The sequence below is a fragment of the Albibacterium profundi genome (assembly GCF_042159835.1).
GTDB classification, from domain to species: domain Bacteria; phylum Bacteroidota; class Bacteroidia; order Sphingobacteriales; family Sphingobacteriaceae; genus Albibacterium; species Albibacterium profundi.
On sequence record NZ_JBBVGT010000002.1, the window covers coordinates 1,707,117 to 1,720,503 of the forward strand.

Here is a 13,387-nt window from a genome sequence, read left to right on the forward strand (position 1 = left end):
TCATGAAGAGAATAACAAAATATAGCATATGGAGTGTAGCTTTACTCGCTACATCACTTGCTTCCTGTGGTGATTTCTTTGATGTAAAGCCCTATGACGCTGTCGTTGAAGATGAATTTTATCAAAATCAGGAAGACTTAAATGCAGCAGCTTTTGCAATGTATGAACCCCTGAGCAAAGATGTTCATAAGTTTTTATTGTGGGGTGATGCTCGTGCAGATATGGTCACTGCCGGACAAAAAGAGCCTGAGCCGTACATCAACGAGTTTGTGATTAATAATATCAGTGTTCAAAATCCGTATACCGATTACAGCAGTATCTATAAGACGATAGCACGCGCAAACCGACAAATGGAAAAAGTCGAACACGTATTTGCGATCGATAATAAGCTGGATGACCGTGATGCTAAAGCCTATTATGCCGAGGCGCTCCTGCTAAGGGCTATCTGCTATTATTATCTGGTTAGGACTTTCGATGAATTTCCGCTGATCTTGTCAGATCATGCTGAAAATATTACCTATACCGATGTAAACGGGGAACTTGTAAGTCGCGCCACGAATAAATTGACATCTTCTGAAATCCGAGGCTTACTCAATTACCCTGAAACGAAACAAGAAGTTTGGCTGCAAATCTATAACGATGCTTTATCCGTGATGGGATTATTGCCGCTTAACTATCAATGGAACAGGAATAGCTTGCCGGCAAACGAACGCTACGGTCGGGTTTCACAGCCTTTAGCGGCAACCTTTGCTGCCGAAGTGGCGATCTGGTTGGGAGAATATCAAACCGCATCTGCGTTTTGTAATTCTCCGATCTCCAATAATAACCATTCGCTGGGTACGTCCGGTGGCTGGCCTAATCAGTTTACTGCATCTACTGCTAGTCAGCATTCTATGTTTCTACTTGGATATCGCTATGACAATAGTTTTGAAACCAATCGCTTGCAGGAATTCACATCGCACAGGCGTGAAGACGGCGGGAAATATTACCTGAAACCTGTATCACAGACCATCAGTAAGATATTCAGCTATGAGCCAACTGATGTGCGCACTACCTTTAGTTACAAAACCTTCGGGAAGGACACCGTAATCTGGAAATACATCGGTTTAGACAATGTTAGCAGTATGCGGAGTGCCTATCAGGGGAACGCCAGTTGGCATGTATACCGTAGCGCGGATGCCTATCTGCTAAAAGCCCTGGCCGATTTGCTTTTAGATGATTATTCATCGGCATTTAACTTTATAAACAATATACGGACAGCAAGAGGTTTAGAAGAATATGAGCCAGAGGAAATAGACTATACCAATAAAGAAATGATGATGGAAATGATATTCAGAGAGCGTGCCCGTGAATTTGCGTTTGAAGGCAAGCGCTGGTACGATCTGATGCTCTATTCAAAATTATCAGGCGAAAATAAACTCGCAGAAATTGTCTCATCGAAATACTATGGAGAGATGAGGCAACAGGTAAAGCAAAAGCTGCAGACAGAAAGCAACTGGTATATTCCGGTGGATCCAACACTTTGGAACAACGTTAACTAAAACAACGATCGCATTATAAAGAATTATATTATGAAAAAAATCATTCCTCTTTTGTATCAATTTTTATTTACAATGCTTTTGTTGCAAACTGGATGTTATAAAGAACAACATTTTGATTTTCCAGGTCCTTTTGATGAAGACATCAAATTGCCGGATACCCTGCCTTTCCCTTTTGATGAAAGCAGGCAAGCGGGTATCTGGCTTATGAAAGATGGAATACCGGAACACGATAAAGTGTTGTTCAAAGGATATACTGACTACAAGGCAATGCACGATACCGTGTCTTGGATATTGGAACCAAATGGTGTTCGTTTACGGCCGCATCGTAATTTTTATCCCTTAAGTAATGCGGATCATTTAGGAGGTGACCCGAACAGCTACCAGCGAAACTGGGTTGTTTCTAAATATTTTGTTCCTGTAGGTACTGGGAAAAGCTTTTATATGTATTTTAAAGCTACTGTGGGCACGTTTAGTGGTACTGCGGCAGGTCTGGTTCTCGGAAGGAGTTGGGAAAACGGAAGAGAGTTTATATTTGGCTTTGACGGTTATTCGGCCATAGCACCTATGTTTTTCGTTGATTTGTACGAACGTACCTTTAGTGTCAGTCCGGACAATGGATGGCCCACAGTAAACGAGGTAATCACACCGGGTGTACCTGCAGAATTCGAAGTGGTGATCCATGAAAACCTCTTTTATGTAAAAGTGAATGGTGTATTGTGTTTTCAGTTTAAATTGCCTCATCAAGGTATGTATTTCTTTACACCCACGATTCGTCCATGGCGTAACTTCCTGACCATGTATGATTTTTATATTGAAGCACCCGAAGCCTATACTGTAGATTACGCGTTTTACCATACCGAATTTGATTATAACCGCTTCCAGCATCCTTCTTTGGCGCTAGCGGACAACGATGAAGTGCTTCTTTTTGCTGAAGGACGTAAAGATTATACTACGGCGCAGGAACGAATCGATCAGACGGTGAAGCCCGTGGGGAATACAGATATTGTCTTGCGCCGATCGACTGATGGCGGAAACACATGGAATGATCAGGTTCAGGTGATTGCGGGTGAGGGATCGAATGAAACCTTTGCCTATCCTCAAGTTGTAAAAGCGGCCGATGGAACATTAATCTTACATTATAGCAAAGTGGTTAGCGCCGCAGGTGTTAACGGATCTTCCTACAATACGAGTGAACAACGTGTATATCAGGTAAGTTCTACCGATAACGGCACTACCTGGTCGTCGCCACAAGATATTACCAATGTATTAAAGCCTGCTGACGGCGGAATGCAACATGCGTCCGGTCATGGGATTGTTTTAGAGCAAGAGGTGAATAAGGGCCGTTTGTTAATGCCGGTAAATTATGGGACTAATCAGGTTCGCGTTGCCTATTCAGATGATAAAGGCAATAGCTGGCAATTAGGAGGCGCGATAAGCGGTACGAATAATCTGCGCTACGGCTCGGTGGTCGAACTTGAAGACGGGCGCCTGATGATGTTGCTTTCGCATACCAATGTTAACCCGAGAAGTAAAGTAGTAAGTTATAGTGAAGACGGTGGGGTTACTTGGTCTTCCACAACGGGTTATTCGGAAGGAATTACCACTTTTGATTACGGACATATGTTTCCTAGTGTTTTAACAAAAGATGCTAACGGTAAATTGATGTATGTGGCACCAACGGGAAGAGAGACGGATGCACAGGCCTTTAATAGCCCGGCATACGCTCATACACCTGTATTGTTTACCAGTCAGGACAATGGAGCATCATTTTCATCGGCCGGTAATTTATTTACCAAACAAACCTACAATACCTATGTAACACCTACAGGTTTAATGGATGCGGTAGTATTGTCAAATGGAAAACTCCTTATCGCTACAGAAGGCGGAGTAGAAACTCCGTTTGAAGGGATTGTAGTATATCAGAAATAACACATTTAAAGATTAAAGTAATGAAATATACTTTTGTTATAACACGATTAGCCGTAATATTCGGGATTATCTCATCGGTTACACTCTTTGCTTGTTCAGACGAGTTTACCGGGATGGTTGATTCAGAAAAATTCGTGAAGCCAGCCGATGATTCCGAAGACAACGGGGAAATTGAAGCCCCGCACAAAATGAATGTCCGCGTATTTCAGGCTGATGAGGAGGGCTATCATTCGTATCGGATTCCAAGTTTAACCCGCGCTCCAAATGGCAACCTGATCGCCTTAGCCGAAGGGAGGAAAAGATCGAGTCTGGATTATGGCGATATTGATATAGTTTATAAAGTTTCAACAGATCAAGGTGAAAGCTGGTCGGCTCTTATGCCTTTGTTAGTAGAAGGTGAAGGAACCTGGGGGAATCCGACTATTCTGACCGATGAAGAAAATAACCGAATCTGGTTGTTCGTGTCCTGGAACGATGAAAATCACAGTCAGCACGGTGGCCGATTTGAAGGAAAAGATTATCCTGCGGTATCGGAATGGGGTGACAGACGGGTGTTTGCGACCTACAGCGACGACAATGGAATGAGCTGGTCCGAGCCTGCGGATCTGACCGAAGAATTGGTTCCAAAAACCTTTGTATGGGATGCTGTAGGTCCCGGAAATGGTATTCAGGTGAAACAGGGACCCACGAAAGGCCGCTTGATCATTCCTGCCGGCGAGCGTAATATCTATAGTGACGACCATGGTCAGACCTGGCACTTTCAGTCGCTGCCATTAGGTACTTTTGAGAGCGCTGTTGTCGAGCTAAGCAATGGACTGTTGATGCGGAATGATCGTGCAGTTTCGAGTTACTGGCTTCTTAGCAAAACCAGGCATGTAGCTATAGGTTCCATCGAATCCGGATTTTCGGATTTTACGGGTGACCGAAATCTGATCGATCCGCGTAGTCAGGCTTCTATTTACCGGTTGTCCTTTAACCCAAGTGTATTGGTCTTTTTAAATCCGGCCAGAAACGATGGCGATGAATTGGTAAATCGGTGCAATATGACGGTTCGGCTGAGTTACGACGAAGGCCAGACATGGAAAGACTCGCGCGAGTTAACTTATGATGGGGTTGAGCAGGCCGATCTTTGCACACTGGGTTATGGTGGTTATACGAGCCTGACCGCTATTAATGAAACCACGATCGGTGCCCTGGTAGAGCATAATACCACACCTGTAGGTGGCGCCGGGGCTACGCGGTACTTTTCGGTAGATTTTCATAAGTTCAATACCAGCTGGGTTCAGGGAGAGTGATAAACTGCTTTAGACTCACTGGCATAGTTGAGTCAAGGAAAAATTACAATAATTTTAACATTATTTAACGTAAAATATGGTTTTACTTAAAGAATACGGGGTATATTTGTAGTATCATAATTTAGGTTTATAATTGGTTAGTAAAGCCCCTGATCCTCCCCGTTTCAGGGGCTTACTTTTTGGTAGGAATTTCCATTAATCAGCTGAGATATGGATGCCGAGTAGCTTATAAAACTCCCTCAATATAGCCGGATGCCCGGGCCAGGCCGGTGAGGTGGTTAGATTGCCATCAGTAATCGCTTCCGTTGCTGCTATCTTTTTGTAAGTGCCACCGGCTAAATTAATATCCGGACCTACTGCGTCATAAGCCGTTAGGGTTCGACCTTCCAATACACCTGCTACAGTCAGGATTTGAATACCGTGACAGATGGCTGCTACAGGTTTATCGGCTTCGAAGAAATGACGTGTATATTCCAGCACTTTCTCATTTAGACGGATGTATTCTGGCGCACGTCCACCACAAACATATAGTCCGTCATAGTCGGCTGGATTCACTTCGCTGAAAGTTTTGTTCAGAATGAAGTTATGACCTCTCAATTCAGCATAGGTTTGAAATCCAACAAAGTCATGAATAGCAGTTGCTATAGAATCGCCCGATTTTTTGTCTGGGCAGACAACATCAACTTCAGCACCTGCCGAAAGAAGTGCTTGATAGGGCACCATGATTTCGTAATCCTCTACAAAATCGCCGGCCAACATTAAAATTTTCTTGCTCATTTGTTTGTGTTTTTTGGTTATTCGTTCCGAGCAATTTAATCAATCCATGGTCAAAAAGCGAGCAACATGCACTAACTTCATGTAAAATTAATCTGCTGACCTTTTAATTTTTGTAAAACAGAAAAGGTATATCACAATAGACATGTATCACATGAACGGGATATTATTACATATTGAATTTTTAATAACTCTCTATAATCATCGGTTTGACCGAGAGCATTAGGAAAGAAATAGATAATCAATTTGTAGTCATGTATAACAAGTTCTTTATCCGACCCTATGATTTTTAATAAAAAATCAAACAATTAAGTTCTATTATTTATTTTAGACAGAGAAGCTTATGCTAGGAAAATGATATGAAACAAAAGATAATATTAATAGGGTGATCATATAAAATCAAAATCATGAAAAAGTACATCAACAATTTGGGTGGAACCTTGACTGCATTACTGGTTTTTTTCAGTCTTGGAGTCCATGGGCAATCTGCAAAAGACATTGCCGGAGCTTGGAAAATGAACGATGGAGACAAAACCTCGGTATTAGTTTTTCAAGATAATTATTTTACTGAAAGTATCTTCAAGAGTGATCAGTATATTAAAAGCTATGGAGGACCCTATTCTGTGAGTGGAGATCAAATGGAGGTCGATCTTGAATTTGATTCGGAAAGGAGCGACCGCGTAGGATCGAAGTTAACAGCTAACGTAGCGATTGATGGCGATCAGCTGACAATAACTCAGGACGGAACAACACAAACTTGGACGAAGTCAGATGCGGGCGATGCTCCTTTAGCCGGCGTTTGGCATATTACAGAACGTATGCAAGGCGGGGAATTAGTGCCCATTCATCAAAGCGGAACGCGTAAAACGTTGAAAGTGCTTACGGGAAACCGCTTCCAATGGTTTGCAATTGATCCGGGAACAAAGCAATTTTCTGGGACTGGCGGAGGTACTTATACCTTTGAAAACGGCACCTACACAGAAAATATAGAATTCTTTTCAAGGGACAACAGTAGAGTGGGTGCCAGTCTTTCTTTTGACGGAGAGTTAAAGGATGGTAAGTGGCATCATAGTGGTCTCAGCTCAAAAGGGGATGAGATCTATGAAGTATGGAGTCGGGTGGAATAGCAAGAGGATTTAAACAAGAAAAGGCAGTCATTCTCGACCGCCTTTTCTTGTTTAAATCCTCTTAATTTTAATTAAGCTGAAACTTAGTAACCTGGGTTTTGAGTCAATCCTGGTTCTACTTTTAGTGAGCTTTCGTGGAAAGGCCACAGGTATTGATGCGGAGAGAATTTCCGATCTTCAATTTTCAATGATACAAGCTTGCCATTTACTTCTCTGGTATGGCCTAAGGCTGGTTGATTTAATACATCCTCAGCGATTCTCCAACGAATGATGTCGTAGTAACGTAAACCTTCACCAGCAAATTCAATTCGTCTCTCGTTCTGGATTAATTCCAACCACTGATCATTAGTATAACTGCTATAGGCAGGAAGCGTTACATCTGCAACAGTCATGTCTAAGCCGGCTCTTCTGCGGATATCGTTAATGCTCTTTTTTGCTAAAGCATCAAAGTCACCCATCATTAATTTAGCTTCGGCGTATGTCATTAATACCTCCGCATAACGTAATAAACCAAATTCCATATTCCCATCCCGGAAAGCATCACTTTCGGATACGAATTTTTTCCACCAGAAACCTGATTTACTTGCGCGTTGATTTTCATAGAACATCGGATTGTTTTGGTTGTAGATATCGATGGTCTCGCCATAGAATTCATCGCCTTGTCCAAAGATACTAGCTTCATAGCGCGGGTCGCGGTTCAAGTTAGGGTCTAATTCGTACTCTTCTTTCGTATGCAATGGACACTGGTCAATTGGGCGACCTTGCTTCGTCCAGTAAGCGTCTACTAATGATTTGATCGGCACCATATAGGATTGTCCATTACCAGTTCTGAAATGAGGTCCTAAATCTCTAAACGAATAGGTTTTATCCCCACTATGACTTTCAACGTTAAAGTGGATAATGAACTCATTATTGTCAGAGGACGCTTCATATTGAAAAAGATCACCGTAGTTCGGGTGAAGAGAATACCGACCGCTATCCATAATTTCTTTTGCCAATTTAGCTGCAAGTTCGTAGCGACCGTTAAAGAGAGCAAAGCGCATAATCAAAGCTTTGAACGAGTAACGATTGAACATATATTTATCAACCGTATATTCATCAGGTGGAAGAGCGTTTGCCACCGCCTCTGCCATTGGAAAGATGGTGTCTAGGATCTCTTGTTTGGGAGTAGCTGGCTGTAGAGCTTGCTCCAAATCGGCCGGTTCCAAATAAAAAGGTACGTTGCCAAAATGGAAGGTGAGACGGAAATAGTGCCAAATTCTAAGAGCTTTTAGAATGTTTTCATAGCGTGTCCGGATAGACTCATCTTCAACGTACGGTTCATCAATTGTTGCTAGGTAGTTATTCAAGCGGCCTACGTGCTTCAAATGGATCGTATAATAATATTCACCAAGACGGGAATTACTGTTCATTGTTCCATTTGCCATAAGCTGGTGATGGTCACCTGCTACACGTGCGTATCCATTGTCACTCCGACCGTCAAGCATATAGAAAAGAAGTCGGCGATCATTGTGATTCGTAAATACGTCGTAAAAGCTACTATAGGTAACTCGCTGTAAGTCGGCCTCAGTATTGAAAAACTCGTCAAAGGACGTGGCTGTAGGATCACTTTTGTCCAGAAACTTTTCACACCCTGTAAGTGCAAATGTTAGTAGGACAATGAAATATATTTTTATCTTTTTCATTTTTACGAATTTGATTCTTTATAAAATTGTTGCTTTAATCCCCAGACTGAATGTCGCCATCCGTGGATAGCTACCATCTCCACCATTACGTTCGGGTTCTAACCCTTCCCAATTTGTGAAGGTGATCGCATCTTGCGCATTCAGGTAAACGCGAAAGTTACGAATGCTATTGCTTAATTTAGGAAATGTGTAGCCTACCTGAAGGGTTTTGATTCTAAAGAAGGATGCATCACTCAACCATACGTTGCTAAGGTTGGCATTTGAGCTGTTTCCGGTCCACACACGAGGGAACCTAGCATTTGGGTTTTCAGGTGTCCAGCGATTATCCATATAGTATTGTCTTGGTGTACCGAGACTATTATCGCCCCCGTCCATCAATACAGGGTAACCTTCCAATCCATTTAATCGACCTGTACGTTCTCCGACGCCCATACCTAATGCGTAGAAATCCCAGTTTTTATAACGAACATCCAGTGTAATCGAATAGTTCATATGCGGGAAAGGGTCTCCCAAATCTACGCGGTCCATATCATTGATGATGCCGTCATTATTTTGGTCCACCAATTTGATGTCACCCGGAAGTGTATTGGGTAATTTTGCTTCTGTCGCGTCAACTTCCTCCTGTGTTTGGAAATAACCATTGCTTTCATAACCATAGTAGTTGTCAATCGCAATACCACGGTACCAGATTTTATCGGAGTTGCCTTTGAATATCAAGGTGTCGCTAGCTGAGTGTCCGGCTTTCAAAACTTTGTTTTCGTTATTGAATAGCATGGCACCAATACTGTAAGAAAGATCTCCTTTCGTTTCTCCCCAACTTGCGGATAACTCCCATCCTTTGTTTTCAACTTCACCAATATTCATTGATGATTCTAATGAGTTTGATCCGGTTAATGGGGGCACCGGGAAATCTCCATAAATTAGGTCGAATGAGTGTTTTTTATAAATTTCGGCAGTTAAGTTTAAACGATCGTCAAACATTGCCAAGTCCATACCCACATTCCATTGCTTTTGTGTCTCCCATGAGAATAAAGGATTCGGAACACGAATTGTCCATCCCCATGTGTTCACAATTTCTTGCCATAAATAAGGGGCAACATCTTCATTCCCAATAAGGCCATATGAGACTCTAAATTTCAGATTGTTGATCGTACCATCTTGTCGAATCTCATCCATAAAGCTCTCATTATGTACGTTCCAAGCAACAGCTCCAGATGGGAATAAACCCCAACGGTGGCCTGGAGCAAACTTACTGCTTCCATCCGAACGTAGCGTACCTTCGATGAGGTATCTATTGTCAAAGGAATAATTTACCCGACCAAAAAAGGAAGCTTTGCTTATTTCCCGATAGTCCGTATACGTATGGTTCATGATTTCTGTACCGGCAACTACGTACAATTTGTCCTTGTCCTGTCTTAGACCTCTTTCATAGTTCACGTTAGCGCGCGCAGTAAGTTGGCTAGTACTCACTCCTTGGCTTGCACCGACTGCGTTCCCCCATGTAGTAACGGGTTTCTCATCACCATCGAAAAACTTGAAGGTTGACCTTTTATGTTTATTGGCAGACTTGTTAACCATGTAAGACACATTTCCTTCCACTCGGAAGTTATCGTTGATGTAATAACGAGGTCTTAGGTTGATCGTGCTCCGGTCGTGCAGCGCATTCCATGATCCACCATGATGAATTGACGCTACGGGGTTCAAGTTGTTGTGGAGCATGTAATGATTTGGCCGGTCAGAATCGTAAAAAATGTCCTGTGTCGGGTTCATCTTCCAAGCATTCTTATATAAACCGTGTCCATCATCATTGGCGTATAAGCGATCTACTTGTAAACGATGAGCATAAAAATCGGCGAGGAGGACAAATTTGTCATCGATATTGATGTTTGTATTAAAGCGCGCAGAGAACTTCTCAGTTCCTTCAAGTGTATTAAGGCCATTCTCTTGGATGTAGCCAAGCATTAAATTAAATGTTCCAACGCCACCACCACCTGACACGCTAGCGGCAGTATTATGTGCTATGGCTTGTCTTTCCATGACGGCATCTAGCCAGTCGGTAGTTGCACTTAAGCCGTTTCTAGCCGAGTCGATCATAGCATCTGTATAGAGTAGGCTTTGATTCTGAGTAGCTCTGGCTTCATTATTCAAAAGCATATAATCAGCACCATTCACAAAGTCAGGCAAGTCTATTGGGTCACTAATGGCCGTCCACGTATGGATGTCAACTTTAAACTGACCACGATCTCCTCGTTCCGTTTCAATAACGATTACACCGTTCGCTCCGCGAGATCCATACATTGATGCAGATGCAGCATCCTTTAATACGGTAATACTTTTAACTTGATTAGGGTCGATATCGGAGAGCGATTGCTCCATACCATCAACGATAACTAAGGGGGCGGCATTTTGTAGTGTACTAATACCTCGAATTGAGATCGCTCCAGGGCCCGTTCCCGGAAGGTTATGTCCTTGCAAAACGGTCGCTCCAGGGATTGTCCCAGCAAAAGCTTCTTCTAATTTGAAAATTGGGCGAGATTTAATTTTTTCCATGTCAACTTCAGCGATGGATGAAGCAAGGTGTTGTCGCTCAACTGCGTTGTAGCCCATAACAACTACTTCATCCAGGTCTTGGCTGGATTCATATAATGTTACTTCGATTCGAGTTTTCCCTTCGGTACTCACTTCTACATCGGAAAATCCGAGTAGACTGAAGATTAATGTAACATCACCATTTGTCGTGATCTGGTAATGCCCATCGTTATCGGTATTGGCTCCGACGTTTGAGCCTTTTACCAGAACATTAACGCCAGGCAGTGTTAAGCCATTTTCATCTGTAACCGTCCCTGTGATGGTCTTTTGTTGAGCCATAGCAGGAAGCGTACAAAATAGAACAGCTATCGCAATTAAAGTCCTAATTTTAAGCATAGTAATTTTTGTTAAAGTGTTTCATATTATTTCATATTTCGTGGATGCTCTATACCGCTCAAATCATTCTATAGCATACCGCACCTTCGATTAGACGAACGGATATAAAATGGGTATAGAGTATAAATAATTGACTAAAGGTTTACGGAAGTAAGATTATCTACATTTAGGCTCCTTTCTTTTTTGTTAAGTAATGTGTGCATAAATATGGTTAATAAAACGCTCGTGTGCAAGAAAAAAGAAATTTCATAATATTTAATGAATAGAAACGTAATGATTGGTAATACCAAATCGGGCGATAACGAAATGTAACGCAATGTTTACGAATAAGATATCAAAGAAAAAAAGTCTTACTGATGAAATGCTATTGTAACAAGTTAGCGTTCATCTTTTGTGATTACTTGCTGAAACAAAGAAATCACAAAACAAAAGAAAAATACAGCTATTGCTCCGATAACATTCAGCCATAGAAAGGAAATAAGGTCTAAATTATAAATCAGGATAATACTGAGCTCCGCAAGGATGGCGGATATGAACATATTAGAGCCATTGATCTTTTTGTAGTAGAAGGCTACTAAGAAGATTCCAAGAATGGGGCCATAGAAGAGAGAGCCTAATATATTCACTGCCTCAATGAGGGAGCCCATTTGGGTGGCAAACATAGCGACTCCAATAGAAAATATAGCCCAGAACAACGTGTGGAGACGACTATGGAGTAATTGTTTTTTATCGTCATGATCTTTATAGCGAAGCCGCAATTGTATATCCTTATAAGATGACGAGGCTAAAGAATTTAGGGCGGCCGATATGGAACCCCAGGAAGCTAAAAAAATGACGGCAAATAAAAGGCCGATCATGCCTTTGGGTAAGGTATTCTGTACGAAATATAGAAAGATGTAATTGGTATCCGTTTTTTCAATACTGATTCCTGTTTCGTTTATCGTGTCTTCGACTGTGCTATGGAGATCTTTAATCTCGCTTTGGACGGCTTTATATTCGGCTACTGTTTGGTCTATGTTCGCAGAGTTTGCATCTCGTTCTTGAAGCAATTGCTTGGAAATCGCGATCTGTTTTTGCTGAAGAGCATTATGTTGTTCGTTAAATTGGTTAGCTATTTCTGGATGCCGATCTTCTAGGATGTCATATGAACGTTCATTAAAATAAACCGGTGCCGGCTTTAGTGCGAAAAAAGCGAAAAGCAAAGCACCGATAAGAAGGATACTAAACTGCATCGGTATTTTTACTAAACCGTTCAACAATAAACCAATGCGACCGGTCCGAACATTTTTTGCAGATATATAACGGCCTACCTGACTTTGATCGGTGCCGAAATATGAGAGAGCCAAGAAAAAACCACCAATAATACCGCTCCATATATTGTATCGGTCATTTAGATCAAAGTCGGTCGTGATAACATTTAACTTTCCTGATTTGCCGGCAATGAAGAGTGCATCGTTAAATGTGATTCCTTCGGGCATTTGTTGGATAAGTAGGTAGCCTGCGAATGCCATGCTTCCTAGGATAATCAGAAACTGAATCTTCTGGGTATGAGCAATGGCTTTCGCCCCGCCTGAATAGGTATATATAAGAAGGAGTCCGCCGGTAAGGATATTGGTAATATATATATTCCAGCCCAGAATGGTTGAGAGAATAATACTTGGAGCATATATACTAATCCCCGTAGACAGTCCGCGTGACATGAGAAACAGGAAAGACGTGAGGATACGTGTCTTTTTGTCGAACCGGCTCTCTAAGTATTCATAGGCTGTGTAAACTTTAAGCCGTTGAAATATAGGTATAAAGGTTACTGATATAACAATCATCGCTAAGGGAAGGCCGAAATAATACTGGACGAAACGCATCCCGTCCGTATAAGCCTGTCCCGGTGCGGACAAAAAAGTAATAGCACTGGCTTGAGTAGCCATAATTCCAAGTAGAACTACATACCAAGGAAGCTCTTGATTGGCTAATAGATAAGATTTTGCATCCTTTTGTCCACGACCCTTATACATGCCATAGAGCAGGATGAAAACTAGGGTCAAGAAAAGTACTAGCCAGTCGGTTAAGCTCATTCCCAATATTTAGTAAAAAGATAATATAAAACGATTTGT

Annotated in this window: 8 protein-coding genes; 4 read left to right on the forward strand and 4 right to left on the reverse strand. The window is 41.9% G+C overall.

What is annotated here, in order from left to right:
• Window positions 1-2: 2 nt before the first annotated feature.
• From WKR92_RS09085 to WKR92_RS09095, 3 genes are read left to right on the forward strand one after another with little or no spacing between them, the layout of a single operon-like run.
• Window positions 3-1,541 (forward strand): RagB/SusD family nutrient uptake outer membrane protein, encoded by a 1,539-nt coding sequence (locus WKR92_RS09085; RefSeq protein WP_375557511.1) that lies wholly within the window; start codon window positions 3-5, stop codon window positions 1,539-1,541.
• A gap of 30 nt (window positions 1,542-1,571) precedes the next feature.
• The gene (locus tag WKR92_RS09090; RefSeq protein WP_375557512.1) at window positions 1,572-3,470 is read left to right on the forward strand and encodes a sialidase family protein; all 1,899 of its coding nucleotides are present in this window, start codon (window positions 1,572-1,574) and stop codon (window positions 3,468-3,470) included.
• 20 nt (window positions 3,471-3,490) lie between these two features.
• Window positions 3,491-4,765, forward strand: a complete 1,275-nt coding sequence (locus WKR92_RS09095) for a sialidase family protein (RefSeq protein ID WP_375557513.1) — start codon at window positions 3,491-3,493, stop codon at window positions 4,763-4,765.
• 195 nt (window positions 4,766-4,960) lie between these two features.
• Here the strand turns inward: WKR92_RS09095 and WKR92_RS09100 are convergent, their stop codons facing one another.
• The gene (locus tag WKR92_RS09100; protein ID WP_375557514.1) at window positions 4,961-5,542 is read right to left on the reverse strand and encodes a DJ-1/PfpI family protein; all 582 of its coding nucleotides are present in this window, start codon (window positions 5,540-5,542) and stop codon (window positions 4,961-4,963) included.
• Between the two features lie 404 nt (window positions 5,543-5,946).
• Here WKR92_RS09100 and WKR92_RS09105 point away from each other — a divergent pair, with 404 nt between their 5' ends.
• Window positions 5,947-6,666 (forward strand): DUF4488 domain-containing protein, encoded by a 720-nt coding sequence (locus WKR92_RS09105; protein WP_375557515.1) that lies wholly within the window; start codon window positions 5,947-5,949, stop codon window positions 6,664-6,666.
• An 83-nt stretch (window positions 6,667-6,749) separates the two neighbouring features.
• Here the strand turns inward: WKR92_RS09105 and WKR92_RS09110 are convergent, their stop codons facing one another.
• From WKR92_RS09110 to WKR92_RS09120, 3 genes are all read right to left on the reverse strand, one after another.
• The gene (locus WKR92_RS09110; protein ID WP_375557516.1) at window positions 6,750-8,351 is read right to left on the reverse strand and encodes a RagB/SusD family nutrient uptake outer membrane protein; all 1,602 of its coding nucleotides are present in this window, start codon (window positions 8,349-8,351) and stop codon (window positions 6,750-6,752) included.
• An 18-nt stretch (window positions 8,352-8,369) separates the two neighbouring features.
• Window positions 8,370-11,276, reverse strand: a complete 2,907-nt coding sequence (locus WKR92_RS09115) for a SusC/RagA family TonB-linked outer membrane protein (RefSeq protein WP_375557517.1) — start codon at window positions 11,274-11,276, stop codon at window positions 8,370-8,372.
• Window positions 11,277-11,653: 377 nt separating this feature from the next.
• Window positions 11,654-13,348: a sodium:solute symporter family protein gene (locus tag WKR92_RS09120; RefSeq protein ID WP_375557518.1), complete on the reverse strand. Its 1,695-nt coding sequence runs from the start codon at window positions 13,346-13,348 to the stop codon at window positions 11,654-11,656.
• Between the last annotated feature and the right edge of the window lie 39 nt (window positions 13,349-13,387).